At 68.8% G+C, this 26269-nt stretch carries 23 protein-coding genes; 7 read left to right on the top strand and 16 right to left on the bottom strand.

The window, feature by feature from the left end; genetic code table 11:
- Positions 1-6: 6 nt before the first annotated feature.
- Genes Q0Z83_RS09740 through Q0Z83_RS09730 form a run of 3 tightly spaced genes read left to right on the top strand, consistent with a single transcriptional unit; the run spans position 7 to position 5597 of the window.
- On the top strand, positions 7-3855 hold the full coding sequence (locus Q0Z83_RS09740; RefSeq protein WP_317793514.1) for a ThuA domain-containing protein: 3849 nt from the start codon (positions 7-9) through the stop codon (positions 3853-3855).
- Between the two features lie 36 nt (positions 3856-3891).
- On the top strand, positions 3892-4515 hold the full coding sequence (locus Q0Z83_RS09735) for a hypothetical protein (RefSeq protein ID WP_317793513.1): 624 nt from the start codon (positions 3892-3894) through the stop codon (positions 4513-4515).
- 59 nt (positions 4516-4574) lie between these two features.
- Positions 4575-5597 (top strand): hypothetical protein, encoded by a 1023-nt coding sequence (locus tag Q0Z83_RS09730; protein ID WP_317793512.1) that lies wholly within the window; start codon positions 4575-4577, stop codon positions 5595-5597.
- Between the two features lie 743 nt (positions 5598-6340).
- On the opposite strand, the gene Q0Z83_RS09725 is transcribed toward Q0Z83_RS09730, so the two are convergent.
- From Q0Z83_RS09725 to Q0Z83_RS09710, 4 genes are all read right to left on the bottom strand, one after another.
- Positions 6341-6565, bottom strand: a complete 225-nt coding sequence (locus Q0Z83_RS09725; RefSeq protein WP_317793511.1) for a metallophosphoesterase family protein — start codon at positions 6563-6565, stop codon at positions 6341-6343.
- Positions 6562-7644, bottom strand: coding sequence for a metallophosphoesterase (locus Q0Z83_RS09720; RefSeq protein ID WP_317793510.1), 1083 nt, complete (start codon positions 7642-7644; stop codon positions 6562-6564). Before Q0Z83_RS09720 ends, Q0Z83_RS09725 begins: the two co-directional genes overlap by 4 nt.
- Before the next feature lie 148 nt (positions 7645-7792).
- Positions 7793-8956: an aldo/keto reductase gene (locus tag Q0Z83_RS09715; RefSeq protein ID WP_317793509.1), complete on the bottom strand. Its 1164-nt coding sequence runs from the start codon at positions 8954-8956 to the stop codon at positions 7793-7795.
- Between the two features lie 323 nt (positions 8957-9279).
- Positions 9280-9675 carry a peptidase inhibitor family I36 protein gene (locus Q0Z83_RS09710; RefSeq protein ID WP_317793508.1) on the bottom strand — a complete coding sequence of 132 codons (396 nt, stop codon included), beginning with the start codon at positions 9673-9675 and terminating at the stop codon, positions 9280-9282.
- Positions 9676-9901: 226 nt separating this feature from the next.
- Between Q0Z83_RS09710 and Q0Z83_RS09705 the strand changes: the two genes are divergently transcribed.
- Positions 9902-11548 (top strand): carboxylesterase/lipase family protein, encoded by a 1647-nt coding sequence (locus tag Q0Z83_RS09705; RefSeq protein ID WP_317793507.1) that lies wholly within the window; start codon positions 9902-9904, stop codon positions 11546-11548.
- 55 nt (positions 11549-11603) lie between these two features.
- Here the strand turns inward: Q0Z83_RS09705 and Q0Z83_RS09700 are convergent, their stop codons facing one another.
- The 6 genes from Q0Z83_RS09700 to Q0Z83_RS09675 all read right to left on the bottom strand — a co-directional run bounded on the left by Q0Z83_RS09700 (position 11604) and on the right by Q0Z83_RS09675 (position 17675).
- On the bottom strand, positions 11604-12761 hold the full coding sequence (locus Q0Z83_RS09700) for a (R)-mandelonitrile lyase (protein ID WP_317793506.1): 1158 nt from the start codon (positions 12759-12761) through the stop codon (positions 11604-11606).
- A gap of 17 nt (positions 12762-12778) precedes the next feature.
- Positions 12779-13762, bottom strand: a complete 984-nt coding sequence (locus tag Q0Z83_RS09695; RefSeq protein WP_317793505.1) for an aldo/keto reductase — start codon at positions 13760-13762, stop codon at positions 12779-12781.
- A gap of 67 nt (positions 13763-13829) precedes the next feature.
- Entirely contained in the window at positions 13830-14717 is an 888-nt protein-coding gene (locus Q0Z83_RS09690) for an aldo/keto reductase (RefSeq protein WP_317793504.1), read from the bottom strand.
- Between the two features lie 13 nt (positions 14718-14730).
- Positions 14731-15126, bottom strand: a complete 396-nt coding sequence (locus tag Q0Z83_RS09685; protein ID WP_317793503.1) for a DUF2255 family protein — start codon at positions 15124-15126, stop codon at positions 14731-14733.
- A gap of 107 nt (positions 15127-15233) precedes the next feature.
- Entirely contained in the window at positions 15234-16271 is a 1038-nt protein-coding gene (locus Q0Z83_RS09680; RefSeq protein WP_317793502.1) for a zinc-dependent alcohol dehydrogenase family protein, read from the bottom strand.
- A 24-nt stretch (positions 16272-16295) separates the two neighbouring features.
- Positions 16296-17675, bottom strand: a complete 1380-nt coding sequence (locus Q0Z83_RS09675; RefSeq protein WP_317793501.1) for a DHA2 family efflux MFS transporter permease subunit — start codon at positions 17673-17675, stop codon at positions 16296-16298.
- A gap of 100 nt (positions 17676-17775) precedes the next feature.
- On the opposite strand from Q0Z83_RS09675, the gene Q0Z83_RS09670 reads away from it, so the two are divergent.
- The gene (locus tag Q0Z83_RS09670) at positions 17776-18660 is read left to right on the top strand and encodes a helix-turn-helix transcriptional regulator (protein ID WP_317793500.1); all 885 of its coding nucleotides are present in this window, start codon (positions 17776-17778) and stop codon (positions 18658-18660) included.
- Positions 18661-18717: 57 nt separating this feature from the next.
- Here the strand turns inward: Q0Z83_RS09670 and Q0Z83_RS09665 are convergent, their stop codons facing one another.
- The 3 genes from Q0Z83_RS09665 to Q0Z83_RS09655 form a co-directional block, all read right to left on the bottom strand.
- The gene (locus tag Q0Z83_RS09665; RefSeq protein WP_317793499.1) at positions 18718-19398 is read right to left on the bottom strand and encodes a flavodoxin; all 681 of its coding nucleotides are present in this window, start codon (positions 19396-19398) and stop codon (positions 18718-18720) included.
- Positions 19399-19444: 46 nt separating this feature from the next.
- Positions 19445-20305, bottom strand: coding sequence for a helix-turn-helix transcriptional regulator (locus Q0Z83_RS09660; protein WP_317793498.1), 861 nt, complete (start codon positions 20303-20305; stop codon positions 19445-19447).
- A 79-nt stretch (positions 20306-20384) separates the two neighbouring features.
- The gene (locus Q0Z83_RS09655) at positions 20385-21563 is read right to left on the bottom strand and encodes an aldo/keto reductase (protein WP_317793497.1); all 1179 of its coding nucleotides are present in this window, start codon (positions 21561-21563) and stop codon (positions 20385-20387) included.
- A 506-nt stretch (positions 21564-22069) separates the two neighbouring features.
- Here Q0Z83_RS09655 and Q0Z83_RS09650 point away from each other — a divergent pair.
- Both Q0Z83_RS09650 and Q0Z83_RS09645 read left to right on the top strand, forming a co-directional pair.
- On the top strand, positions 22070-23065 hold the full coding sequence (locus Q0Z83_RS09650; protein ID WP_317793496.1) for an alpha/beta hydrolase: 996 nt from the start codon (positions 22070-22072) through the stop codon (positions 23063-23065).
- Between the two features lie 47 nt (positions 23066-23112).
- Entirely contained in the window at positions 23113-23319 is a 207-nt protein-coding gene (locus tag Q0Z83_RS09645) for a hypothetical protein (protein WP_317793495.1), read from the top strand.
- Positions 23320-23323: 4 nt separating this feature from the next.
- Here Q0Z83_RS09645 and Q0Z83_RS09640 read toward each other — a convergent pair whose 3' ends face one another.
- The 3 genes from Q0Z83_RS09640 to Q0Z83_RS09630 all read right to left on the bottom strand — a co-directional run bounded on the left by Q0Z83_RS09640 (position 23324) and on the right by Q0Z83_RS09630 (position 26268).
- A complete protein-coding gene (locus tag Q0Z83_RS09640; protein WP_317793494.1) occupies positions 23324-24157 on the bottom strand; it encodes an oxidoreductase in 834 nt (277 codons plus the stop codon).
- A gap of 107 nt (positions 24158-24264) precedes the next feature.
- A complete protein-coding gene (locus Q0Z83_RS09635) occupies positions 24265-25122 on the bottom strand; it encodes an aldo/keto reductase (RefSeq protein ID WP_317793493.1) in 858 nt (285 codons plus the stop codon).
- An 81-nt stretch (positions 25123-25203) separates the two neighbouring features.
- Positions 25204-26268, bottom strand: coding sequence for an NAD(P)-dependent alcohol dehydrogenase (locus tag Q0Z83_RS09630; protein ID WP_317793492.1), 1065 nt, complete (start codon positions 26266-26268; stop codon positions 25204-25206).
- Position 26269: the final 1 nt, after the last annotated feature.

Raw genomic sequence — 26269 nt, 5'->3', positions numbered from 1 at the left:
TCTGTCGTGCTGGCGCTTGTCGCCGCGACGACCGCCTCCGTCACCTTCCCCGCCACAGCACTCGCCGCCCCTGACACCGATGGCCGGCTCAACGTGTTGCTGTTCTATAAGCCCAACTTCCATGCCTCTCACGTGCAGGCGCGGCAGGCCGTGCGCGACCTGGTCAACGAACTCGGCACGCAGTACGGGCAGCCGGTGGAGATCCAGGAGACCGACGACCCCTCCGTCTTCAACACCAGCAACCTGGCCGACAAGGACACCGTCGTCTTCGCCCAGACCGGCGGCGTGCTGTTCAACGCCGCGCAGCGGTCCGCGCTGGAGGCGTACATCCGCACCGGCGGCGGTTACATGGGCCTGCACTACACCGGCTGGTCGGTCGGCGAGAGCGAGCACGACGTCAACCCGTTCTACGCCCGCCTGGTCGGCGCCGTCTCCGAAGGCCACCCGGAGAACCCCGGCGTCCGCCCCGGCCGCGTGGTGGTCAAGGACGCCGGCCACCCGCTCACCCAGGGCGTGACCGCCTCGATCACCCGCAGCGACGAGTGGTACGACTGGGTGGTCAACCCGGCACCCTGGGTTCGCACCCTGATCGAGGCCGACGAGACCTCCTACGGCATGGGCCGGCAGGGTTCCTCGCACCCGGTCACCTGGTGCCAGAAGATCGACTCCGGCCGGTCCTGGTACACCTCGATGGGCCACGAGGGCAGCGCCTACTCCGAGGCGTACATGCGGGCCCAGATGAAGAACGGCCTGGCCTACGCCGCCGGTCTGCTGGCCGCCGACTGCTCGCCTCCGGTCAAGGACACCGCCGGCGCCTGGAGCGGTGTCACACCGTGGCCGCTGGTCCCGATCAACATGGCGCTGACCTCCGACGGCCGGGTGCAGTCGTTCGGCAGCGTCGGCGGCTGGGGCAACGACACCACACCGTACGACTGGACCGGCAACAGCTCGGTCACCCAGGGCGGCCACATGGAGGTCGACATCTGGAACCCCGCGCAGCCACGAACCTTGGCGAACGTACGCGCAGGCATCATCCCGAACACCACGTACACCGACCTGTTCTGCTCCATGCAGGTACAGAGCCCGCACGACCACTCCACGATGACGGTCGGCGGCGACGACAGCCTGGGCGGCAACGCCCCCAACGACGCCGCGCTCGGTGTCACCAGCTACAGCACGAACAACGGGCTGCAGAACGAAGCACCCATGAACATCCCCCGCTGGTACCCGACCGGCACCACCATGCCCAACGGTGACGTCGTCGTGCAGGGCGGGAGCCTCCGCGGCGGTCCGGGTGGCCCCGGCGTGCTCACTCCCGAGGTCTACACCCCGGAGTCGGGCTCGGGCTGGAAGCTGCTCACCGGCGCCAGGAGCACCGCCGCGTACGGTGACGGCGGCTCCGACCACGCAGGCGCCGACGAGAACCGCTGGTGGTACCCACGGGCGTTCGTCGCCCCGACGACCGGAACGCTGTTCAACATCACCGGCACCCAGATGTACGAGCTCAACCCCGCCGGCAACGGCGGCACGGGCCAGATCGTGCTACGAGGTACCCTGCCGGGCGACATCGCCAACCAGGGCGCCGACGGCAACCCGGTCGGCGCCACGTCCACCGCCGTCATGTACCGCCCCGGCAAGATCCTGCAGGTCGGTGGCGGCTGGTGGGCCAACGGCGGCGGCCCCGACGGCGCCCGCGCCGCCTTCACCGTCGACATCACCGGCGGCACCGCCGACCCGGTCGTCGCGGCGACGAGTCCGATGAAATACCAGCGACACTGGGCCACCGCGACACTCCTGCCCGACGGCAGGGTGCTGGTCACCGGTGGTAGCCGGTCGAACAACGGCAACGACGGATACGTCACCAACCCCGAGATCTGGGACCCGGACACCGGCAACTGGACCGAGGTCGCCATCCCGCACGAGCATGCCCGGCTCTACCACTCCACGGCGCTGCTCCTGCCCGACGGCCGCGTGATGATCGGTGGCGGGGGCGTGCCCGGCCCGCGCAACTACACGGACGTCGAGTACTACTCGCCCGGGTACCTGTTCGACGGCGACAACGCCGCTTCACGCCCGGTGATCAACACCGCGCCGGAGAAGATCGGTTACAACGGCGACTTCCAGGTCACCTCGACCGGTACCGTCTCCCGGGTCACGCTGGTCCGTAACGGCTCGGTGACGCACGGCTTCAACAACGACCAGAACTTCCAGGACCTGGCGTTCAGCCAGTCCGGCAGCACGGTCGACATCACATCGCCGGTCAACGGCAACTACGCCCCGCCCGGGTCGTACATGCTGTTCGTCTGGGACGCCTCCGGTACCCCGTCGGCCGCGAAGATCGTCAAGATCGACCCGGCCGTCAAGATGACCCAGCTCAACCCGCGGGTCGTCGACCAGTTCGAGTACCCGCGGGTGCCCGCCGAGTGGCGCACCAACACCGCACCGGCCACCGTGGACGTCGCCGCCGGCAACAACCGGATGTCGCCGTGGACAGTCGAGAGCCCGGTCCAGCTGGTTCGTGGCACCGCCACGGGTCAGGGTGGTCTCGGCCTCACCGGCTACCAACTCGCTCTGGGCAACGCGGGCAGCATCGAACGTACAGTCAACGATCTCACCCCCGGCAGGACGTACCGGATCTCGTTGCGCTATGCACGTGACGCCCGGTCCGCCGGGACCGGGGCGGCGACGGCCACCCTGTCGATCGGGAACCTGAACACCACACTCACCGCCACCACAGCCCTGCCCTCGACGGCCGCCTACGGCACGTATGTCGGCATCTTCACGGCCGCGACGGCTGCACAGAAGCTCAGCCTGAAGGCTACCGGTGCCGACGCCGGCCTGACGGTCGACGACCTGGTGATCGTGGGCGACGACGCCCCACCGCCGACGGCCACCGGTATTCCGGTCCGGTATGAGTTCGAGGAGGGCGCGGGTACCACCGCCGCCAACACCGGCACCGGAGGCGGGGCCGGGGCTGCCGTCCTGACCGGGTCCACGGGCTGGTCCACCGACGGTGTGCTCGGCAAGGCGGTCAACCTGCCGGGCGGCGCGAACACCAACGCGGTGGACCTGCCGGACAACCTGCTGATGGGCGCGGCGAACTTCACCACCGCGTTCTGGGTGCGCCCCGACACGAAGAGCAACTGGACCGGACTGTTCCACATCGGTGACGGGCTCGCCGCCGCCGGGAGCTACTACCAGATCCAGATGCAGACCCAGGCCGCCGGCAACACCGGACTCGCGGTCACCTTCAAGGGCAAGACCGGCCCGGAGGAGCGGATCTACGCCACTCCGGTCCGGGACGTGGTCGCCGGCGAGTGGAACCACGTGGCCTTCACCCGGCAGGGTTCGGTCGGCACGCTGTACCTCAACGGCGAGGCGATCGCGACCCGGACCGACCTGACCGTCGGGATGACGGAGGTCGGCCCGACGACGAACAACTGGCTGGGTCGCAACGGCTACCCGGACGTGGCGTTCGACGGTCTGATGGACGACGTACGCGTGTACACGTCCACCCTGAGTGCGGCGGACGTGGCGGCGGTCTACCACGAACGCTCCGCCGAGGTGCCCGTCACCGTGACCGCCCAGCCCCGGTGCATCGCAGGCAAGGCGTACGTCGCGGTACGGGTGCTCAACGACCACGACTCGGCAGTCGACGTCGTCATGGAGACCCGGTACGGCAACCGGACCTTCGCCGACATCGCTCCCGGCGCCGCCGCCTTCCAGTCGTTCGCGGTGCGGGCGGCAACGGTCCCGGCCGGTTCGGTGACCGTCAGGGCCACCGCCACCGTCGGCGGCAAGGAAGCCACCACCACCGTCGACGCCGACTACGCCGCCGAGACCTGCGGCAGCTGACCCTCCTGTCCCCGTCCTGCCCTTTCTGGAGTACACATGAACGCACGCAACCGCCTACGCCCCATAGTCGTCGGGGTGGTCACCGTCGTCGCGGCCGCCTTCCCGTCGGCTGTCCGGGCCGAGCCCGGCGACTCGACCGACGTCGAGGTGACCGTCGACATTCCTGAGATCGAGGAGCCGGGCGTGCTCGCGCTCAGCATCGCCGGCAACGCGGTCACCCTGCGGGAGAACGGCTCGGACCTCCTCGTCCGGCAGTTCACCGGGACCCTGCCGACGGTGACCGTCACCGACACGCGCACCGCGGACGAGGTGCCGGCCGGCGCGAGCTGGGCTGTACTGGGCAGTTCGAGCCCGTTCACCGGCGCCGCAGGCCAGCCCTCGATCAGCGCCGGTCACCTCGGCTGGAAGCCGCGCCTGATCGACGGCGGCGACAGCGGCCAGGTCACCGAGGGCGAGGAGGTGGTGACGGTCATCGACGACCCGACCCAGCCCGGCAACAACGTCGGCCTGACCGACCAGGAACTCCTGGTCTCCACCTACGACTCGGCGGAGGTCGTCGGCGACTCGTACACCGTGAACGCCGACCTGTACCTGCGAACCCCGGCGGACGTGGCCGCCGGTTCGTACCGAGGGACCCTGACGATCTCCCTGTTCGAGTGATCCGATCCGGCGGGGGCCACGACGGCCCCCGCCAGCCTCCACTGTCGAAGGACTCCATCGTGACGGTCCACCTCCCGCGCCGAGCGCTCACCGCGCTCCTCGTCGCGGCCCTCGCCATTCCCCTCACCCCGGACGTGGCGACCGCCGAGCCGAACCGGGCCACGCTCACCTGGACGGTCCAGCCGGCCGCCGTCGGCGGCCCGGACGGCCGTCGCTGGATCGAGCGCGACCTGGATCCGGGTGCGGTGGTCACCGAGCACCTGGCGGTGCGCAACCTCAGCGACGCCTCCGCGGTCTTCGCCCTCAGTGCGGCCGACGGGTACCTCACGGACAAGGGCCGCTTCAACATGCTCGCCTCGGACCAGCCGTCCAAAGACGGCGGGACCTGGATCGCCGTGCAGAAAACGGTGACCGTCGCGGCGAGCGAGACGAAGGTGGTGCCGTTCACCATCACCGTGCCGCGAAACGCCATCCCGGGCGACCACCCGGCGGGTATCGCCGCGTCGGTCGTCAGCGGCGCGGGCACGGTGCAGCTGGAGAGTCGCGTCGGATTCCGGGTGCTGCTGCGCGCCGGCGGAGCGCTCCGCCCGGCCCTGTCGGCTGATCACGTCGGGGTCCGCTACGAGCGTTCCTGGAATCCGCTGCGCTCCGGCACGATCCATGTGACGTACGTGGCGGCCAACACCGGCAACGTCCGGGTCGAGCCCCGCGGCCGGGCCGAGGTCGCCGAACTGTTCGGCGCGCACGTCCGAGGCCGGGACGTCGCCGGGAGCGAACTACTGCCCGGCAGCAATCACACGACAGACGTCCGGATCGGCGGAGTGTGGGCGGTGGGCCGGCTGAAGACCACGCTCACGCTGACCCCGTCGATCCTCGGCACCACAGGAACCAGCACCGTCGCCGCCCCGACGACCGTCACGGTGACCACCTGGGCACTGCCGTGGGCGCAGCTCGTCCTGACGGCTGCGGTCGTCGCGCTGGCGCTGGCTCTGCGCACGGCGGTCCGCCTGCGCCGCCGCCGGATGACCCGGATGCTGGAACTCGCCCGTGAGGAGGGCCGCCGATCCGCGGGCTGCCCCTGACGTGTCGATCGGCAAACCAAAGCTCTATGGGGGCCGGGTCGCGGCAGAGATTTCGGGGGACGGATCAAATTCTCGTATATGAACGTCATTCGTGCTGTTCAGGGCCTGGCGAATCTGGTCGAAGCCGTTCATCCACGAGTTCGTCCGCTCGACCGCACGGGACTCCATCGGTCACGAAGCGTAGAGAACGCGCATGATCAATGGACTCTGCCTGTTTGCTTCCTGCTGGTCCCGCCTGTCCGAATCTTGGACCTATCGCCGAACGCTCTTAATACTCGGGCTGACAGGCTTTGAACCGGCGACCCCTTGTGCAAAATCGCGATGATCTTGTTCTTGTCATTGGTTACCGAAAATAAGCACTGAGCTGCGGAGATGCAGATTTCGATTGTCATCGCCCGTTAGTAGTTTTCGACAATTGGCACGGGTTTTCGAGGGGTAAACGGGGGCTGGTTACGGCGGCTTGCCGCTGGACGCCACTACACACGGATCGATTACACGTGGCCGACGATCGCCGCCAACCGCTCCTCGACGGTATTTCGCGGCCACGCAGATCTGATCCAAATATTAAGGTCCTCAGAATTTGTATCGGCCTACGCAATGCAAGTCTTCGGTTACCTCGCGCATGGTCCGCCCCTGTCCGGCTATGTCGATGCCCGACATGATTGTTGTATAGACACTGGCCGTATCGGGCGTCGTCGACGAAGACCCCGACCGTAGCTCGTCAGACGGGTGACATCGGATCCTCAAGCCTGTGGAGAGGCCAGTTCTACGACGGTGATGTCGGAGGGGGCGCCGACTCGGACCGGAGGTCCCCAGACGCCGGCGCCGCGGCTGACGTAGAGCTTGGTGTCGCCGTAGCGTTCGAGGCCGGCGACGGTGGGATTGGCCAGCCCGGCGAGCAGGGGGCCGGGCCACAGCTGGCCGCCATGGGTGTGGCCGGACAGTTGCAGGTCGACGCCGTGGGTCACGGCGTCGTCGATGACGACGGGCTGGTGGGCGAGCAGGACCGCTGTGCGAGTGCGGTCGCGGTCGCCGAGGGCCTTGGCGAAGTCGGGGCCCTGGCGGTCTGCTTCCCCATGACGTCGTTGACGCCGGCGAGGTCGAAGCCGGGCATCTCGGTGCGTGCGTTCTCCAGCGGGACGAGGCCGAGGTCACGGACCTTGGTGATCCAGTCGGCGGGGTCGTTGAAGTATTCGTGGTTGCCGGTGACGAAGTAGCTGCCGTGGCGCGCTCGGAGCTGCGTGAGCGGTTCGACGGCGTCGGCCAGCTCGTCGACGCTGCCGTCGACCAGGTCACCGACGACGGCGATGAGGTCGGGCTGGGTGCTGTTGATGGTGTCGACGACGCGCTGGGTGAAGCGACGGCCGAGGATGGGGCCGAGGTGGATGTCGCTGACCACGGCGATGCGGAAGCCGTGTGCGCTGCGGGGCAGCTTGGCCAGCGGAATGGAGAGTCGCTTGAGTTGCGGCCCGCGCATGACGCCGTAGGTGCCGTAACCGACGGTGCCGAGTGCCGCGGCGGCGGCGGTGCCGCCGACCACGCGTGAGACGAACATACGGCGTGACATCGCCGCCGACAATGCCGGTTCGGCGGTGCCGGCTTCAGCGCCGGTCTGCGAGGCCACTACAACGGGGCTGCCGTGGGCCGGGTGGTCAGAGGATCCGGTGGCGGCTTTCTGTGGTAGGTCGGGTGGCCCTGATGGGGTGCGGCTGGAGGTGTCGCGACGAGCCAGATACCAGCGCAGCGGTGGGCGTACGAGTTCACCGATGGCCAGGGCGAGGACCGTGTAAAGGAACAGGGCGAGCCACATGAAGCCGGGCCAGTCGATGACGCCCTCGAAGGCGAACGGGATGCCTGGCATGTCGTCGCGGACCGCGGCCAGCCCGAGCACCGGCCCGGCGATGAAGACCGCGGTTCCGAAGCGGCGCAGCGGACTCCGACGCGTTGTCGTGTCACGCACGAGGCGCCGCCATGCGTACCAGTGCAGTGCGACGAAGGCGGCGAGGAAGGCGACTCCCGCCACGACGAGGATGATGACGGTGGCCATGTGGTGCCGTTCTCCTGTGCTGGTGTCAACGGGGTGGGCGGGCCGACGCGGCGCGGTGGACACGACGTCGTGCTGCTGCCTGGTCTCAGTCTTTGGCACACGTGGACGGGCCGGGTCGGATATCGCGGCCCTTCCCGGCCCGTCACGGTCAGGGCAGCGGTGCTTCGACGCCGGACAGCGCGAGCACGAAAGCCGGCAGGCGCTCGCCGCTGACCGGGATCGCGTTCAAGGCGGTGGTGAACTCGCTCAGCTCGGCGGCGGTGAAGGCGAACTCCTCGGTGCCGATGTTTTCCAGTAGGTGCGACGTGCGGGTGGCGGACGGGATCGGCACGATCCACGGCTTCTGCGCCAGCAGCCAGGCCAGCGACAGTTGCGCCGGCGTGGCGCCCTTGCGAACTGCCCACTGTGACAGCAGGTTCACGATCGCCATGTTGGCGGTGAGATTCTCCGGCGAGTTGCGCGGCACCATCGGCCGGAAGTCGCCTTCGGCGAAGCGGGTGTACGGGTTGATCGTGCTGGTGGTGACGCCGTAGGCCAGCGGCGCCCAGCACACGAATCCGATGCCGAGTTCTTCGCACAGCGGCAGGATTTGCTGCTCGGGGCCACGCCACAGCAGGTTGTACTCGTTCTGGATCGCGGTGAGCGGCTGCACGGCGTGTGCGCGGCGTACCGTCTGCGGGCCCGGCTCGGACAGGCCCCAGTGCCGGACCTTGCCGGCCTTGATCAGGTCTTTGATCGTGTCGGCCACGTACTCGATCGGTACCGCCGGATCGACGCGGTGCTGGTACAGCAGGTCGATGTGGTCGGTCCTGAGACGTTTGAGCATGCCGTCCACGGCCCGTTTGATGTGGGCGGGCTGGCTGTTGAGGCCGGGAAGCTGCTGACCGGTGTCCGGGTCGATGTTCCAGCCGAACTTCGACGCGATGACCACGTCGTCGCGGACCTTGCGCAGTGCTTCGCCGACGATGCGCTCGGACTCGAACGGCCCGTAGGCCTCGGCGGTGTCGAAAAACGTGACGCCCTGGTCGACGGCCGTGCGGATGATCTTGACCATGTCGGCGCGGCTGCTGACCGGCCCGTACAGGGCGCCCGGCATGGTCTGGCAGCCGAGACCGATGCTGGAGACCTTGAGCCGGCCCAGTCGGCGGCGGCTGGTCAGCGTGGTGGCGGCGCCCGCCGGAGCGCCGTTGCCGGCGGGACGGCCGGCTGCTTGCGCGGCTGCTGCGGGGCCGGCGAGGCCCGCCACAGCGGGGGCTGCCGCTACGGCGGCTGCCCCGGCCAGGAACCGGCGCCGGCTGGTGGTGTCAGACATTGAGCACCTTCTCGTTGTCGCGACAGGGAGCATTTCCGGCCTCATGCAACCCGTGATGGCGACGAACAGGGAGGGTCTGTCTATAGGGGTGATGACAGCACCCCCCACAGGGCGTGGGATTCCCTGCGAAAAGCTTCGAAGCCTGATACAAGCACCTGAAAAGGCACTCAGGAAGGCTCTAGCGAAACGGAACCGGACCGTGTCGCCATAGTGGTATCAGTGGCGCTTCCGCTTGTCGCCGCTGTTGTAGTAAAGGCGATCCTGAGACTGGTGTTGGCTGTAAATGCGCGGCGTGGAGCTCCGTGGGCGCTGTCGCACTCGGGTCAGGGCACCCAGATGCTTGCCTGGGTGGCGGTGTCGAGGTACGGCGTTCCGCCGGGCGGCAGCTGATTCGGTCCGCCGATGCAGTCGTCGTTCATGAACAGCGCGGCGCTTGTCGGGTTGGTGTTGTATGCCGAGCGGGCGCGGCCGTTCCAGTTGTGTTCCACCAGGCTGATGCAGGCTCCGGACCCCGGCGGCCACGAGCTGAGAGTGAGCCGGGCACCGGTGTAGTTCTCGCCCTCAAACAGGCACACCGCGCTGGAGAAGGGGCAGGCGGCATCGGCGGTCGAGGCGGGATGCGCCGCGGCCGGCGTGGGTGCGCCGAGAAGCAACGTCGTGGAGAGTGCGGCGCCGATGAGGTGAGACCGGTGTCGGCGCATGGCCGTCGTGGCGTGCATTGCATTTCTCCTGTTCGGCAGGGGGATCGTGCTGCCCGGCGTGGTTCCGCGGTCAGCTTGACCGGAAGGAGGACCTGGTGGCAGGACCGGAGGTTCCGGGGAATGTCAGGTCCCCCATCGATTGGTTGCGATCTCTTGCGAGGGGTTTACCGTTTCGCGCCTCTCCGCGTAACGTCATATTTACGAATGAGAGTTCGTATATATGAACGCTATTAGCGGAGGCAACATGCTCAGAGCATCCATGCGCGCGTTACTGTGCGCCGGTACCGCCATCAGCCTGCTGTCGGGCTGGGCCTCCACCGCGGGGGCCGTCACGCCTGCTCCCGATCGAGTAGGCTCGGCCGCCCGAGCCGCTTCACCGGCCGGGCCACTGGTCGTGCGCACCTCGTCAGGCGCTGTACGCGGGTCGACCGCGGCAGGGGTACAGACCTTCAAGGGCATCCCTTACGCGGCGCCGCCGGTCGGCGCCAACCGGTGGCGGCCGACCCAGCCGGCCCAGCCGTGGAACGGCGTGCGCGACGCCACGCAGTTCGGCGCCGACTGCGCGCAGGCGCGTGGGACGGGCACGTCGGAGGACTGCCTCTTCGTCAACGTGTGGCGCCCCGAGAGGACCGCCCCCGGCGCCCGGCTGCCGGTGATGGTGTGGATTCACGGTGGCGGGTTCGTCGCGGGCAGCGGCGCTCAACCGGACTTCTCGGGTGAGGCGTTCGCACGTCGAGGCGTCATGCTGGTCACCATCAACTACCGGCTCGGCCGGTTCGGGTTCTTCGCCTTCCCGGGAATCAGCGCCGAGCAGCCCGGCCAGGTCGTCGGCAACTACGGCTACCTCGACCAGGTCGCCGCTCTCCACTGGATACGCCGCAACATCGGCGCGTTCGGCGGCGACGCCGGCAACGTGACGATCTTCGGCGAGTCCGCCGGCGGTGTCTCCGTGCACACCCTGCTGACCTCGCCGTTGTCTCGTGGGTTGTTCCACAAGGCGATCATCGAGTCTGGAGGCGGACGCGACGGGGTGCTGACCGGCCGGCCGCTGCGCGCCGACGGCACCGATCCGCTCTACCCGGTGTCGGCCGAGACGATCGGGGTCAACTTCGCCCGCCGGTACGAGATCGAGGGCACCGGCGCCGACGCGGTGGCCCGGCTGCGGGCGCTCGACACGGCCCAGATCGTCGACGGTGGTCAGGAGACCGCGGGTCCGGGCGGACCGCCGACGTATCCCGGGCCGATTCTCGACGGCCGGCTCGTGGTCGAGACTGCGGAGAGCGCCTACCGCGCCGGCCGGCAGATGCGGGTGCCGCTGATGATCGGAACCAACAGCGCCGACTTCATCGGTTTCGTCGCAGCTGACAGCAAGGATGCGCTGTTCGCACAGTTCGGAACCCATGCGGCGTGGGCGCGGGCCGTTTACGACCCCGATGGCACCGCCCCCTTGCAGCAGGTCCTGCGTGCGGTCGGGATCGACCGCGCACAGGCCGAACCGGCCCGGTTCACCGCCCGGGCTTTCGTTCGCGCGGGGTCGCCGACATATCTCTACCGGTTCTCCTACGTTCCGACCGCCCGCCGAGACCAGTGGGTGGATGGGGTTCCCCACGCCGCCGAGATCCCCTTCGTCTTCGACACGCTCGCCGCTCGTGGCACCGTGCCGAGCGCCGAGGACTCCGCGGTCGCGCGTATCACCAACACGTACTGGGCCAACTTCGCGCGATCGGGCGACCCGAACGGGCCCACCGTGCCGCGATGGACACGGCAGGTCGCCGGCCGTGACTGCATCACCGACTTCCGGCCCGACGCGACGGTGGTCTCCGGTCCGGACCCCCGCAAGGACCGGATGGACGTCTCCGAAGCCGCGGGCGGGCTGCCCCGGCCGAGCTGACCTAGGGAGAGGGGCATCACCGGCCAGGCCCGGCCGGTGATGCCCGGTCACTGACTCACCGGGAACGGCTCTCCAACACCTGGTCGAGGAGGCGGTGGGTCTTGGCGGCCTGGGCCTGGCCCACGTGCGCGTGCAGGACGGACACCAGGGCCCGCAGGTTCGTCTCGGTCAGGCCGGTGTTCATGCCGACGGCCAGATGCGACCGTAGTTGCGCGTCGGTGCCGTCGAGGTTGGCCAGGGCCGCGATGGTGGCCACTTCCCTGCTCTGCCAACTGAGGTTGTCGCGGCCGAAGATGTCACCGAACAGATGGGCCTTGAGGAACTGGTCGATCGCCGGGGTGAAGGCGATGTAGTCGGCGGCCGCCGGGGCGCCGAGCAGCCGGGTCTGGTTCTCGGTGCCGAGTTCCAGACTGCTGCGGTCGCTGGGCAGCGGAGCCGCTTGCGGGCCGGCCTCGTCGAGGATGCCGGCCGCCTTGCGCTCGTCGAGGACGGCCATGAACGTGGTGATGGCGTTGAGGCTGCGCGGGAAGCCGGCGTAGGCGTACATCTGCACGAGAATTTCTTTGATCTCGTTGACTGACAAGCCGGCGTCCAGTCCGGTGTTCAGCGCCTGACGCAGTTCCGGCAGGCGGCCGGCGGCGGTGAACGCCGCGACGGTCACCACCGCCTGCTGCCGCCGGTCCAGGCCGCCGATATCGGGGGCGGGTTCGGTCCACGCGCCGTACTGCTCGTCGGAGACCTTCTCCATCCAGGTGACGGTCTGGCCGTCGAGCGGGCCGGTCATGGCCAGGTGCGTCATGGTGGAATGCGGCGCGGCCCCGTGCCAGTGTTTGACGCCGGGCGGGCACCAGATGACGTCACCGGGCCGGATCTGCTCGATCGGGCCGCCCCACTGCTGGGTCAGGCCGGTCCCCTCGGTGACGACGAGCCGCTGCCCGCCGGGGTGGGTGTGCCACGCGGACCGGGCGGCGGGCTGGAATGTGACGTAGGCGCCGCCGTACGCGGCGGTGTTCTCCGGGGTGAACAGCGGCTGCACCCGGACCTGGCCGGTGAAGTTCTCCGCCGGTCCGGCGAAGGGGTCCTGGGTGCCGCTGCGGGTGATCATCTGTCTTCTCTCCTTGTCGGCCTCCGATGTCGGGCTGGCGGCTTCGGCGCCGGATGACGCAGTCATGGCGAGCACGGACATCGTCAGCGCGGTCAGGACCTTCCTCATGGGTGCCTCCGGGCGCGTCAGCGTTCGATCATCGCCATCTGCTCGTCGGTGTGGTGGTCGCCTTCGGCCGGGGTGAGCGCGTCGAGTGCGGCCAACTGGTCGCTTGTCAGCTCGACGGTGTCGGCTGCGGTGTTCTCCTGCACCCGGCTGACGCGTTTGGTGCCGGGGATGGGCACGATGTCGTCGCCGCGGGTGAGCAGCCACGCCAGGGCGACCTGGGCAGGGGTGGCGTCGACCTGGTCGGCGACGGCCTGCACCTCGTCGGCCAGGCGCAGGTTGCGCTGGAAGTTCTCGCCGGTGAAACGCGGGTTGTTCTTACGGAAGTCGGAGTCGTCGAGGGCCTCGATGTCGGCGGGGGTGCGCAGGGCGCCGGTGAGGAAGCCGTGGCCGAGCGGTGAGTAGGCAACCAGGCCGATGCCCAGTTCCCGCAACACCGGCAGCAACGGCTCCTGGTCACGGGTCCACAGCGAGTATTCCGACTGCAGGGCGGTGACCGGGTGGACGGCGTGGGCGCGGCGGATGGTGTCGATCCAGACCTCGGACAGGCCGATGTAGCGGATCTTGCCGTCCTTCACCAGCGACGCCAGGGCGCCCATGGTGTCCTCGATCGGTGTGTTCGGGTCGATGCGGTGCTGGTAGTACAGGTCGATGTGGTCGGTGCCCAGCCGTGTGAGGGAGCCCTCGACGGCGGTGCGGATGTTGCCGGGGCTGCTGTCCAGCGTCCACGGGCCTCGCCCGTCGTGGGCGACGAGACCGAACTTGGTGGCCAGCACCACCTGGTCGCGGCGGCCTTTCAGGGCTTTGCCGACCAGTTCCTCGTTGACGTACGGGCCGTAGATCTCCGCGGTGTCGATCAGGGTGACACCGAGCTCCAGAGCGCGGTGAATGGTGCGGATCGACTCGGCGTCGTCACTGCCGGCGCCGGTGTAGCCATGGGACATGCCCATCGCGCCGAGGCCGATCCGGGCGACTTCGAGTTCTCCGAGCTTGGCGGTACGCATGTACTTTCCTCCGTGTCGTCGATGGGGGCGGGCCCGTTGCCCGGGCGCCGGGCAACGGGCGGGCCGGTCACGCTTCGGGGATGTCCCGGTGGAAGTTCTCGAGGGTGACGACGGCAGGTTCGGGGCCGCCGCGCTTGCCGGTGTCGAGCGCGTCGATCGCGGACAGCTGATCGGCGGTCAACTCGAAGCCGAAAACGTCGAGGTTCTCCGCGATCCGGGCGGGTTTGGTCGACTTCGGAATAGCCGAGCGGCCCTGCTGCAGGTGCCAGCGCAGCATCACCTGGGCCGGGGTCTTGCCGTGGGCGGCGGCGATCTCGGCGATGACCGGGTCCTGCAGGGTGCTGGTGTGCTCGCCGTCGCGGTAGAAGGTGATGCCGCCGATCGGCGACCACGCCTGGGTGAGGATGCCGTGCTGGGCGCCGAAGTCCTGCACCTCGCGCTGGGCGAAGTACGGGTGGACCTCGATCTGGTTGACCGCGGGCACCACCGTAGTCTGGTCGAGCAGCGCGGTCAGGTGGTCGACCATGAAATTGCTGACCCCGATCGCGCGGACCTTGCCGTCGGCGAGCAGCGTCTCCAGGGCGCGGTAGGCCTGCAGGGTCTTGTCGAAATCCGACGGCAACGCCTGGTGCAGGATCAGCAGGTCGATCTGGTCGACCCCGAGCTTGCGGGCGCTCTTGTCGAAGCCGTGCAGTGTCTGCTCGTACCCGTAGTCACTGATCCAGATCTTGGTTTCGAGGAACACCTCGGAGCGGTCGATGCCGGCCGCGGTGACGGCGTCGCCGACACCGCGTTCGTTGCCGTACGCCGCGGCGGTGTCGATGTGCCGGTAGCCGGCCGCAAGTGCTGCCTCGACGGCGGTGCGGGTCTCGTCCGGCGGGGTCTGGAACACACCGAAGCCGAGGGCGGGCATGTCGACGCCGTTGTTGAGCGTCAGGAGCGGAACGGTGGTCATGGGACTTGTCCTTTCAGAAACGGGGAAGCAGGCGGAGGGTGACGGGGTAGGAGTGCTCGCCCACGACCGAGCCGACGATGGTGGGGCCGTAGCGGTCGTATTTGGCGTGGTAGGCCGCGTCGATGCCGGGATGGGCGCCGGCATCGGGCTCGGTAAATAGCACGTCGTGTTCCAGGCCACCGGCCCGGATACGGCCTTTTCCGCTGCGGGTGGCGCGGGCAAACCAGCCGTTGGCCGGGCCCCGCGCCGATCGGATGTAGAGGTCGTCGCCGGCGCGGACGACCCAGATCGTCACGTACGGGCGCAGCGTGCCGTCGGTTCGTAGCGACGTGACGGCGAGTTCCTCGGCCCGGCCGATCCTTGCCAGGTCGTCGCCGGGCCAGGACGTGGTCGCCGATGTGTCGGGCACAGCTTCTCCTCTGATGGTGCAGGTTCGCTGATCCAGCCAACTACGCCGCCGCGGGCGCAGGGAGACACTGCTGTTACCTGTATCAGCAGAGTCCCCCAGGGCAGGTTTCAACCGCTGATGCGGACCAGTGACTTGGTCGCGCGGCGCTCCAGCATCGCGGTGTAGGCGTCGTGGATGCCGTCGAGGCTGGTCTCGTGGTCGAAGACGAGGCCAGGGTTGATCCGGCCGGTGACGACGTCGTCGAGCAGGTCCGGGATGTAGCGGCGGGCCGGGGCGACACCGCCGCGCAGGCCGATGTTGCGGAAGATGACGGTCTGGATCGGCACGACCGCGTCGTGCGGCACGCCGACGGAGCCGACGATCGAGCCGACCCGGGCGACCCCGAACGCGGTGGCCATGGACTGGCCGGTGCCGACGCATTCGAGGGCGGCGTCGACGCCCACACCGGCGGTCATGTCCATGATCACCTTGGTGGCGTCGTCACCGCGTTCGCTCACGATGTCGGTGGCGCCGAACTGCTCGGCGAGGGCCTGGCGGGCGGGGTTGCGGCTCAGGGCGATGATCCGCTCGGCGCCGAGGCGTTTCGCGGCGATGACCGCGCAGAGCCCGACCGCGCCGTCGCCGACGACCGCCACGGTGTCGCCGGGCTTCACTGCGGCGCTGACCGCGGCGTGATGGCCGGTGCACATCACGTCCGACAGGGCGACCAGGGATTTCATGACGGCGTCGCTGTGATCGCGGCCGGGCACGGCGAACAGGGTGGCGTCGGCGAACGGCACCCGGACGTACTCGCCCTGGCCGCCGTCGACCCCGTGGTTGCCGAACGATCCGCCGTTGAGGCAGTTGCCGGTCCAGCCGGCAGCGCAGTTGGCGCACGTGCCGTCGCAGAAGGTGAACGGTGCCACCACCAGGTCGCCGGGTCGCACGGTGCTGACCTCGGCGCCGGTCTGCTCGACGATGCCGATGAACTCGTGGCCGATGGGGCCGAGCGCGTGCGGGTTGACCCCGCGGTAGTACCACAGGTCGGAGCCGCACACGCAGCCGAGGGTCACCCGTACGATGGCGTCGGTCTGGTGTTGCAGTCGGGGGTCTGGCCGTTCGCCGACGGTGATGTCGCCGGGGCCGCCGTAGATGGTGGCGCGCATGCGGTGGTCCTTTCGCGGAGCGGTTCAGGAACGGGCGGGACGCAGCGTCAGGCTGGTGGCAGCGGTCACCAGCACCAGGACCGCGGTGGCGATCACACTGAGCCGCAGTCCGGCGACGAACGTGGCGCGGCTGGCCACGACAGCGCCGTAGACGGCCACCCCCAGCGATCCGCCTACCTGGCGGAAGGTGTTGAACACGCCGCTGGCGGTGCCGGCCCGCTCCTGCGGGACGCTGCCGAGAATCAGTGTGGTGATCGGCGGCACGGTGAACGAACCACCGACGCCGACGGGAACCATGACGGCGGCCACCAGCAGCGTCGGCGCAGCGGTGGGCAGCGCCGCCAGCCCGAAGAGGCCGGCCGCCATCAGCAGTTGTCCGCCGACGATGGGCACGGCCGGCCCGAAACGGGTGGCGGTACGCGCGGCGAGCGGGTTGAGGACCGCGACCAGAGCGGTCATCGGCAGGAACAGCAGACCGGTGATCAGCGGCGACGTGCCGCGTACCTGCTGGAAGTACAGCGACTGCAGGAAGACGACGCCGTAGAAGCCGGCCATCGCCAGGAAGCCGACGGCCAGCGCGACGCTCACCGTGCGGGACTTGAACAGGTCCAGCGGAACCATGGGGTGCCGTCCGCGGACCTGTGCCGTCAGGAAGACGACGGTGGCGGCGAAGGCGACGGTGAACGCGGTGACGATCGGTGCGCTGCCGTATCCGAGGTCGCCGCCTTCGATGACGGCGAAGGTGAGCGCCCCCAGAGCCAGCACCGCCGCGACCTGCCCCGTCCAGTCGAACGGCACGGCGGTGCGCGGCGAGTCCGCGGCCCGGCGCAACGCCAGCACCGCGACAGCGCCGACCGGCAGGTTGAGCAGGAAGATCAGCCGCCAGTCGAGCTGCGTCAGCGCACCGCCGAGAACCGGTCCGGCCGCGGCGGCGATCGAACCACCCATCGCCCAGAACGCGACGGCCCGGGCCAGGGCCGCGCCTTCGCGGTAGGCGGCGCGGATCAGCGCCAGCGACGTCGGCGTGACCAGTGCGGCGCCGACGCCCTGCACGACTCGCGCCCCCACCAGCCAGCCCAGGTTCGGTGCTGCGGCACACGCCACCGACGCCACCACGAAGATCACCATGCCCCATCCGTACGCCCGGCGCGCCCCGATCCGGTCGGACAGGGTGCCGGCGAACAGCAGCAGGGCGGAGAACATCAGGGTGTAGCCGGTGACTACCCATTGCAGGCCGGACAGGCTGCCGCCGAGGTCGGTGTTGACCGCGGGCAGCGCCACGTTGACGACCTGGGTGTCGAGGGTGACGACGGCGAAGCCGAGCATCGCCACGGTCAGCGACGCGTGCCGCCGGGCCGGCGGGGCGGCGGGCCTGGTGGGCGCCGCCGGCGAGGAAGTGGACATGCGTTCAGCAAACCCTCAGCCCGCCCGGCCAGGGAGGTACGGCCTATGGGGGTAACGACAGTGACCCCCTCATCACGGCAGGCCTGTCTAGCCTGGCGGTATGGGTATCGACAACCGCGCCGAGGTTCGCGCGTTCCTCACCTCACGCAGGGCCAAGGTCAGCCCGGAACAGGCGGGCATCCCCGAGTACAGCACCCGCCGGGTCGCCGGGCTGCGCCGCGGTGAGGTCGCGGCTCTCGCCCAGGTGAGCGTCGAGTATTACACCCGGATGGAACGCGGCAATCTCGCCGGTGTGTCCGACAGTGTTCTGGAGGCCGTCGCCCGGGCGCTGCACCTCGACGAGACCGAGACCAACCATCTGCATCATCTGGCCCGTGCCGCCGGCCCGACAACGGTTCGCGCCCGGGTTCGCCGCGACCCGGTACCGGAGATCCGGCCGACGATCCGGCGTCTGCTCGCCTCGATGACCGGTGTTCCCGCGCTCCTGCGCAACTACCGGTTCGACATCGTCGCCGCCAATCCGCTCGGCACGGCTCTCTATTCCCCGGTGTTCGGCGCGAACGCGGCGCCGCCGGTCAACTCGATGCGGTTCACCTTCCTGAACCCGCATGCTCAGGCGTTCTACCCGGAGTGGGCGCAGACGGCCCGCGCCGCGGTCGGTGCCCTGCGTATCGCCGCCGCCCAGAACCCTCACGATCAGCAGTTGATGAACCTCATCGGCGAGTTGTCGATGCGCAGCGACGACTTCCGTACATGGTGGGCCGCGCAGGACGTCTACCAGCATCGCAGCGGCACGAAGCGGTTCCGGCATCCCGTGGTCGGTGAACTGGAACTGGATTACGAGGCTCTGGACGTACCCGGCGATGCGGCGTTGACCATCGTGACCTACTCCGCCGACCCCGGCACCCCGTCCGGTGACAGTCTCGAACTGCTCGCCACCTGGGCCGCGACGCAGCAGAGCGCCGCAGTCCGGGCAGAACGGTGACCACGCCGGGTCCGTGGCCGGGCGGCGCCGGTTCGGCGATGCCGGCGCTGGTGTTCGTCAGCGGGTGAGAAGGCCGATGCGACGCAGCCAGGCTTCGACCGCGGGGGCGGCGTCGGCGACCTCCTCGCCCCGGATGGCCAGACCCTCGCCGAGGGCGGCGCCGGGGCACGAGGCGGCGTAGTCGCGTTCGGTGGTGCCGAGCCCGCTCATCGCGTGGGTGGTCAGCGGGTGAATCGTCTTGCCGGTGAAGTCGAGCCCCTCCACGAGCGTCGTCATGATCATGGGTGCACGCACGTTCCAGATAGGGCTGCCCAGCAGGACCGTGTCGTAGCGTTCGATCGAGGTCAGCGGGTTGGCGATGCCCGGCCGGGCGCCCTCGTTCTGCTCGCGTACGTTGCGTTCGACCGTCGGCCGGTAGTCGTCGGGGTAGGGGTCGGATGCCTCGATACGGTGCACATCGCAGCCGATGAGCCGGCTGATCATGCCCGCGACCACCTCGGTGTTACCGACCGTCAGGCGGCGTCGGCCGCCGTTGAAGTAGTTCTCTCCGGCGCGCGAGAAGTAGGCCAGCAGCACCGCCTTGCCTTCCTGCGGGGTGGCTGCCGGGCCGGACGCCGACGCTGGCGCCGCCGCAGAGGATGCCGGAGCGCCGGCTGGGGAGTCGCTGCAGCCGGTCAGCGCCGCGCCGGCGCCGAGCAGCGCGCCGCGCAGGACAGCGCGGCGGGGGTGCCTGTTCATCGCATCTCTCTTCTCTTGCCGTCCGCCGGCCGGGAGCGGGGCGTCGTCACGGTGGGGTGGTGTCCTCGGCTCTGGCCGCCGCCTCGTTGGCCAGCAGACGCAGGCCGTCGGCTGAGGCGCTGCCGGCCTCGGCGCAGTAGACGATGAGGACCTGGTCGTCGTCGGCGGCCGGCAGGAAAACCTCGAAGGTGAGTTCGAGCGGGCCGACCATGGGGTGGTGCAGACGTTTGACACCGGTCGTGTGGGCTTGCACGTCGTGGCGTGCCCACCGGGTACGGAACTGGTCGCTGCGAGTGCTCAGTTCACCGATCAGTGCGGTCAGCGCCTGGTCGTACGGATGGCGGGCGGCCTGCACGTGCAGCAGCGCCACCGCGTCGTCGGCGACCTTCGCCCAGTCGGGCCAGAACTGGCTGGCACGAGGGTCAAGGAACACGAATCGCGCGTGGTTGGGTGGGTCGGCACGCTCATAGAGCGGTGCGAACAGGATCCGGCCAAGCGCATTGGCTGCCACCAGGTCGGCGCGTCCGTCGACCACGAACGCGGGGATTCCGGTGAGGGCGTCCAGCATGCGCAACAGGTTAGGCCGCACCTTCCGGCTCGCCGACGGCCTTTTACGCCGTGCCGCGGGTCCGCTGTTACGGGCCAGATCGGTCAGGTGGGCGCGTTCGGCGTCGTCGAGCCGCAACGCCCGGGCGACAGCGTCCAGGACACTGTCGGAGACGCCCCGCAGGTTTCCACGCTCCATGCGGGTGTAGTACTCGAGGCTCACCCCGGCGAGGCGCGCCACCTCCGAGCGGCGCAGCCCGGCGACCCGGCGGGTGCCGTGCACCTGTAGTCCCACCTGCTGCGGAGTGATCCGCGCCCGGCGGGAGATCATGAAGTCGCGGATCTCACTGCGGTTGTCCACGCAGCCCAGGCTAAGGATCCGGCGCCGGCGGAGGGGGTCCCTGCCTTTACCCCTCAGAGCAGAGACCCCATCCTGAGCCTCACGGCATCGGTGCCTCGACGCCGGTTCCGGCGAGCACCGCGGCCGGCAGCCGTTCGCCGCGGATCTTGATGGCGTTCAGGGCGGTGGTGAACTCCTGCAACTCATTGCCCTCGAACGTCACCTCTTCGGCGCCGAGGTTCTCCAGGAGGTGTGACGTGCGGGTGGCCGTCGGAATCGGCACGATCCACGGCTTCTGCGCGTGCAGCCACGCCAGTGACAGCTGGGCGGGGGTGGCGCCCTTGCGGACACCCCAGTCGTTGAGCAGTTGCACGACCGCCATGTTCGCGGGCATGTTCTCCCGCGAATGCCGCGGCACCATCGCCCGGAAGTCACCTTCGGCGAAGCGGGTGTACGGGTTGATGGCGCCGGTGGTGAAGCCGTACGACAGCGGCGCCCAGCAGACGAACCCGATCCCCAGTTCCTCGCACAGCGGCAGGACCTGCTGTTCAGGGCCACGCCACAGCAGGTTGTACTCGTTCTGGATCGCGGTGAGGGGCTGCACCGCATGGGCGCGGCGGATCGTCTGCACTCCCGGCTCCGACAGGCCCCAGTGCCGGACCTTGCCAGCCGTGATCAGTTCCTTCACCGCGCCGGCCACGTCCTCGATCGGCACGGCCGGGTCGACGCGGTGCTGATACAGCAGGTCGATGTGATCGGTACGCAAGCGCTGCAGCATGCCGTCGACAGCCTGCTTGATGTGGTCGGGCCGGCTGTTGAGCCCACCCCGCTCGCCGGTCTGCTGGTTGACCTCGAACCCGAACTTCGTGCCGATCACCACCTGGTCGCGCACGCCTTGGAGGGCTTCACCGAGAATGCGCTCGACCTCCAGTGGCCCGTACACCTCAGCGGCGTCGAAGAAGGTCACTCCCTGGTCGACTGCGGTCCGGATGATGGTGATCATGTCTTCGCGGCTGCTGACCGGCCCGTACAGGGTGCCGGCCATCGTCTGGCAGCCGAGGCCGAGGCTGGAGACCTCCAGTGAGCCGAGCCGTCGGCGGGCGGCGAGGGTCACCGCGGTCGACGTGGTGTTGCCGCCGGCCGCCGCCGTGGAGGCGGACGCCGCCGACGTCGTCTGCCCCGATGAGGTGCAGCCCGCAAGTCCGGCGACCAGAGGAGTCGCCGCGAGGCCGGCTGAGCCCAGCAGGAATCGGCGACGGCTATTGTTGCTGTTAGACATCGGGCACCTTCTCGTTATCAACGAAGTTGGCGATTCTCCTACTCATTCAATCCGTTCGGGCGACACGGTGGGAGTCCCTGCCGAAAGGGGTTAAATCAGTGCCCCTTTCGCAGGTTTGAAACTCATTCGGCGAAGGTATGAGCTGATCAGCGGGCCAGCGAGGCATCTTGAGCCGCAGGGCGGGCATCCTCGCCACCGCCGACTGAACGAGTACCGATGTGAGGGCATCCCGACGGGGAGTCCCGCCATCGCCGGCTCATAACCGGCGACTGTAATGCAATTTCGCGACGGAAACGAGCGGCAGGCGATTCCCTGGTACTCAGGGATCACCAAGGCGGCGGGGACCGCATCAGGCACCGCGCGATGGGGGCACTGCCGTTACCCCTCTCATCATCACCTCCCTCCCGACGGCGAGCTCGGGTTGCATGGGCACCGGCATACCGCACTCTCGGCTCGGAGGCGTTGTTGATGAGTATGTTCAGCCCATCCACCGGGCGGATCCGGTCATGAGGAATCGATCCATCGCCGCGCTGATCGCGGTCGTGCTGGCCGGTTCGCTGATCGCTGTTGCGCTGGTTCGGCGCGGCGACGCCGAGACCGATGCCCTCAGGGCGTCCCCTGAGGCGTCGGTGCCGGCCGAGGTGGTCACCCGCTATCAGAGCACCGCCGCGCAGCGGCAGGGGCGGGTTGTGCGGGTCGACTACACCGCCGGATCCGGTGCTGCCACGATCGGCAAGCACGCCCTGGTGTATCTGCCCGCCGGTTACGACACGCAGGACCAGCAGCGGCGCTACGACATTCTGTATCTGATGCACGGCGCCGGGATGAACGCCGAAAGCTTCCTGCGCGGCAGCGGTGAACCGTCGACGTTCAAGAATCTGCTGGACCACATGATCGAGGACGATCGGATGCGTCCGACGATCGTCGTGACGCCGAGCTTCTATCCGGACGGCGACGCCAGTCTGGATTTGCATTACGCCGGGCAGCTCGACCGGGTCTTTCCTCGCGAGCTGGAGGACGATCTGATGCCGGCGGTGGAGAGCCGCTACCGTACTTTCGCTCGGACCGCCGATGCAGCGGGTTTCACCGCCTCGCGGACGCACCGGGCTTTCGGTGGTTTCTCGATGGGTGCCGTCACCACGTGGTACGTACTCATCGACAGCCTCGACTATTTCGCGTTCTTCATGCCGATGGCCGGTGACTGCTGGGTGATCGAGGACTCCGGCGGCTCCGGTGCACCGGAGCAGACCGCGGCCCGCTTGGATCAAGCCGTCCGCGAGTCCGGCTACCGGCGTGACGAGTTCCTGATCACGGCGTCGGTCGGCGGCAACGATGGAACGCGCTTCCAGATGGAGCCGCAGATCCGCGAGATGCGCGAGCTCACCGGAAGTTTCGACACCTCCGACGACGGCAACCTGCGCTACACCGTCGATCCTGACGGTGGGCATGACGGCGAGTCGGTGAATCGGCAGTTCTACCAGTCGATGCCGTTGTTCTTCTGACCTCGCGCCGCATCCGGTACCCGTCCCTTCGCCTTGAGGAGATCACTATGGGGTTGAGAACCGCTTCGGTGGTGGGGGCGGTGGTTCTCACGGCCACCGCTGCCGCGGTTTCCGTGGTCGTCGCGGTGCCACTGCCGACCGGGGGCATATCGGAGACGGGCAGGGCGGGCAGCGGTGTCCTGGTGATCGGGGACGACTCCTCGGACGCCTGGACCTGGCGGGACTGCCCCGAGGTGATGGGTCTCGGCAGTTGACGTCTCAACCGGGGTAGTCGGTGCTGAGGCTCAACTGCCGCCATTGGTCGATCTCCTCGCGGTGGCGGTCAAGGGTGGCGCTGACTGCGGTGACCGCGTCGGAGCCGAGCAGCAGCAGCGCCGGTGCTCGTCCGGAGGTGACGGCGGTGATGATCGCTTCGGCGGCTCGGGCCGGGTCGCCGGGCTGAGTGCCGTGGGTGGTGTCGTTCTCCTTGCGGCGCCGGCCGGCGGTCGCGGCATAGTCGCCGATGGGCGTGGCCGACTGGGTCAGCGATCGGCCGGCGAAGTCGGTGCGGAACGCTCCCGGTTCCACTGTCGTCACGGTGATTCCCAGTGGCTCGACCTCCTGGCGCAACGACGCTGAGATGCTCTCGAGTGCCGCTTTGCTGGCGGAGTAGTAGCCGGAGCCGGGCTGGTGGACCCGTGCTCCGATCGATGAGATGTTGACGATCGTGCCGCTGCGGCGGGCACGCATTGCCGGCAGCACTGCTTTCATCAGGGCGACCGGGCCGTGCAGGTTGGTGGCGAACAGGCGGCGGACGTCGGCGTCGTCGCCTTCCTCGACGGCGGCTCGGTAGCCGTATCCGGCGTTGTTGACCAGGACGTCGATGCTGCCGAAACGCTGCTGCGCCCGGTGTACCGCGGCGGCGGCGTGTGCCGGAAAGCTGAGATCCAAGGCGAGCGGTAACACCGTGTCGGGACGGCGCTCGGCCAGGGATTGAATGCGAATGGTTTCGCGGGCGGTGACGACCGCGTTGTCGCCGCGGCTGACGACCGCCTCGGCGAGGGCATGGCCGAGACCGCTGGAGCATCCGGTGATGAACCAGGTGGCGGTCATCGTTGTCCTCCTCCACGGCTGAGAGGCGGTCGGGCTACCCGGCCACAGCCTCGGCGCGAGGTCGTCGCCGGGTAGCCCGCACGCGCAGGGTCGGTCTGTGCCGCTGGTCAGTCGACGCGGCGTCCGCCCAGCCAGGTGACCATCGCGGGGTCACGGTGGTCGAAGAACAGGCTGGCACCGGTGTCCAGGGCGCCGATGCGGATCATCTCGTCTTCGGTGATCTCGAAGTCGAACACGTCGAGGTTCTCGGCCATGCGTTCGGGCCGCACCGACTTCGGGATGGCCACGACGTCGCGTTGCAGCAGCCACCGCAGCACCACCTGGGCGACGGACTTGCCGTGGGCGCGGCCGATCTCGGCCAGGACCGGGTTGGTGAACAGGTCGTTCTTGCCTTCAGCGAACGGCCCCCAGGATTCGATCTGGACACCGTGCTCACTCATGAGCTGCTGATAGTCGGCGCGATGGAAGAACGGGTGCGTCTCGATCTGGTTGACGGCCGGGACGATGTCGTTGTGGGTGATCAGGTCGACGAGCCGGTCGGGGTAGAAGTTGGAGACCCCGATCGCCTTGGCCAGGCCTTCGCCGTAGATCTTCTGCATCGCGTGCCAGGAGCTGTAGTAGTCGCCGAGCGGCTGGTGGATCAGGTACAGGTCGAGGTAGTCCAGGCCGAGGCGTTGCAGGGACTTGTCGAACTCGCGGCGTGCAGTGTCCTCACCGGTGTGCTGGATCCACATCTTGGTGGTGATGAACAGTTCTTCACGGGGGATGCCGCTCTTGGCGATGGCCCGCCCGACGGCTTCTTCGTTGCCGTATGAGGCGGCGGTGTCGATGGCCCGGTAGCCCGCGGCGAGGGCGTCGGTGACGACCTGCTCGGCCTGGTCGTCGGCGACCTGGAAGACGCCGAAGCCGAGGATCGGCATGGTGACACCGTTGTTGAGGGTGATCGTGCGGTTCTGGTCAGCCACGGTTGTTTCCTTCGGATCGGTGCCACGTTCGTCTACGGGTCCAGGCTAGGGAAATGCCGTGTTTTGTGGGGGTCTCTGTTGTTACCCCTCTTGCGGGTGCCCGTCTGCCATCGTCTGGACGTCGATGACGAAGCGGTAGCGGACGTCTCCGCGGTCGACCCGGTCGTAGGCCTGGTCGATCTCGTCGGCGCCGATGATCTCCACGTCGGCGACAATGCCGTGGTCGGCGCAGAATTCCAGCATCTGCTGCGTCTCGGCGATGCCGCCGACCAGCGTTCCGGCCAGCGAGCGCCGGTTGTGCAGCAGGGAGAACACGTCGACGGTGATCGGCTGCTTCGGCACGCCCAGCATCACCAGCGTGCCGTTGAGGTTCAGCATGCCCAGGACGGCGTCGTAGTCGAGGGCGGCCGGCACGGTGGACAGGATCAGGTCGAAGGCTCCGGCGAAATCGGTGAAGATCGCCGGATCGGTGCTCAGACGGTAGGCCTCGGCACCGCGTTTGAGTGCGTCGGCTTGTTTGTCCATCGTCAACTCGAACACGGTGGTGTGAGCGCCCAGGGCCGCGGCGATGGCGACACCGACGTGCCCGAGGCCGCCGAAGCCGAGGATCGCCAGCCGGGTGCCGGGCCCTGCGTTCCAGTGCCGCAGCGGGGAGTACAGGGTGATGCCGGCGCAGAGCAGTGGGGCGGCGTTCGGCAGCGGGATCGTGTCGGGGATGGCTACTACGTACGCCTCGTCCACGACGATCTTCTCGCTGTAGCCGCCGAGGGTGTTGCGGCCGTCGTGGCCGGTCGAGTTGTAGGTGCGCACATGTCCGCGGTTGCAGTACGGCTCGAGTCCGGCGCGGCAGAACTCGCATCGGCGGCATGAGTCGACGAGGCAGCCGACGCCGACGCGGTCCCCGACGGTGAAGCGGGTGACGCCGGGCCCGACCGCGGCCACGGTGCCGGCGATCTCGTGGCCCGGCACGATCGGGTAGGTGGTCGTGCCGAACTCGCCGCGGGCACGGCTGACGTCGGTGTGGCAGATGCCTGCGTAGGCGATGTCGATGAGCACGTCGGAGGGGCCGGGCTCGCGGCGTTCGATCTGAACGGCGCGGAACGGCTCGGACGGTCCGGTGGTGGCGCGGGCGTTGACGGTGATCATG

This window comes from Actinoplanes sichuanensis, from assembly GCF_033097365.1.
In the GTDB taxonomy this organism is placed as follows: Bacteria; Actinomycetota; Actinomycetes; order Mycobacteriales; family Micromonosporaceae; genus Actinoplanes; species Actinoplanes sichuanensis.
The sequence above is the reverse complement of the archived record's forward strand: the minus strand, read 5'-3'. Positions and strand labels throughout refer to the sequence as shown.

What these genes read in the sequence shown, in the direction of transcription:
- Q0Z83_RS09710 (WP_317793508.1), bottom strand. Translation starts at nt 9,675, where the DNA reads ATGCACGCCACGACGGCCATGCGCCGACACCGGTCTCACCTCATCGGC.
- Q0Z83_RS09655 (WP_317793497.1), bottom strand. Translation starts at nt 21,563, where the DNA reads ATGTCTAACAGCAACAATAGCCGTCGCCGATTCCTGCTGGGCTCAGCC.
- Q0Z83_RS09680 (WP_317793502.1), bottom strand. Translation starts at nt 16,271, where the DNA reads ATGCGCGCCACCATCTACGGCGGCCCCGGCGACATCACCGTCGGCGAA.
- Q0Z83_RS09715 (WP_317793509.1), bottom strand. Translation starts at nt 8,956, where the DNA reads ATGTCTGACACCACCAGCCGGCGCCGGTTCCTGGCCGGGGCAGCCGCC.
- Q0Z83_RS09720 (WP_317793510.1), bottom strand. Translation starts at nt 7,644, where the DNA reads ATGGCCACCGTCATCATCCTCGTCGTGGCGGGAGTCGCCTTCCTCGCC.
- Q0Z83_RS09690 (WP_317793504.1), bottom strand. Translation starts at nt 14,717, where the DNA reads ATGACCACCGTTCCGCTCCTGACGCTCAACAACGGCGTCGACATGCCC.
- Q0Z83_RS09630 (WP_317793492.1), bottom strand. Translation starts at nt 26,268, where the DNA reads ATGATCACCGTCAACGCCCGCGCCACCACCGGACCGTCCGAGCCGTTC.
- Q0Z83_RS09640 (WP_317793494.1), bottom strand. Translation starts at nt 24,157, where the DNA reads ATGACCGCCACCTGGTTCATCACCGGATGCTCCAGCGGTCTCGGCCAT.
- Q0Z83_RS09670 (WP_317793500.1), top strand. Translation starts at nt 17,776, where the DNA reads ATGGGTATCGACAACCGCGCCGAGGTTCGCGCGTTCCTCACCTCACGC.
- Q0Z83_RS09700 (WP_317793506.1), bottom strand. Translation starts at nt 12,761, where the DNA reads ATGAGGAAGGTCCTGACCGCGCTGACGATGTCCGTGCTCGCCATGACT.
- Q0Z83_RS09735 (WP_317793513.1), top strand. Translation starts at nt 3,892, where the DNA reads ATGAACGCACGCAACCGCCTACGCCCCATAGTCGTCGGGGTGGTCACC.
- Q0Z83_RS09645 (WP_317793495.1), top strand. Translation starts at nt 23,113, where the DNA reads ATGGGGTTGAGAACCGCTTCGGTGGTGGGGGCGGTGGTTCTCACGGCC.
- Q0Z83_RS09665 (WP_317793499.1), bottom strand. Translation starts at nt 19,398, where the DNA reads ATGAACAGGCACCCCCGCCGCGCTGTCCTGCGCGGCGCGCTGCTCGGC.
- Q0Z83_RS09650 (WP_317793496.1), top strand. Translation starts at nt 22,070, where the DNA reads ATGAGGAATCGATCCATCGCCGCGCTGATCGCGGTCGTGCTGGCCGGT.
- Q0Z83_RS09675 (WP_317793501.1), bottom strand. Translation starts at nt 17,675, where the DNA reads ATGTCCACTTCCTCGCCGGCGGCGCCCACCAGGCCCGCCGCCCCGCCG.
- Q0Z83_RS09695 (WP_317793505.1), bottom strand. Translation starts at nt 13,762, where the DNA reads ATGCGTACCGCCAAGCTCGGAGAACTCGAAGTCGCCCGGATCGGCCTC.
- Q0Z83_RS09705 (WP_317793507.1), top strand. Translation starts at nt 9,902, where the DNA reads ATGCTCAGAGCATCCATGCGCGCGTTACTGTGCGCCGGTACCGCCATC.